A 263-nucleotide genomic window follows, 5' to 3' on the forward strand; every position below is an offset into this window, starting at 1 on the left:
GTATATTTCTAAACTTTTCAGTATGACGGATTGAAACTGCATAATGTTCTTTTTTAAGCTTTTTATATAGCTTCAAGGCCTCGCTAAAAGTAAGGACAAAAGCCAATTCTTGCTCTGGCTCTGCATTACGATTTTCATCAGTAATGATTCTGACATTTTCTTTTTTTAACCACATTGATGATTTAATTTCTTCAAACTTTGCCTTTATGGCATCTTTATTATTTGACACTTGATCTCCTACTCAATTTCATACTCTTGTATAT

At 31.2% G+C, this 263-nt stretch carries 1 protein-coding gene; it reads right to left on the minus strand.

Annotated features, from left to right (window positions below):
* Positions 1-229 (minus strand): hypothetical protein (locus AAEY57_RS20265; RefSeq protein ID WP_350608693.1); only part of this gene is annotated, 229 nt, incomplete at its 3' end.
* Between the last annotated feature and the right edge of the window lie 34 nt (positions 230-263).

Source organism: Pseudoalteromonas sp. MER144-MNA-CIBAN-0113, assembly GCF_040308965.1.
In the GTDB taxonomy this organism is placed as follows: domain Bacteria; phylum Pseudomonadota; class Gammaproteobacteria; order Enterobacterales; family Alteromonadaceae; genus Pseudoalteromonas; species Pseudoalteromonas tetraodonis.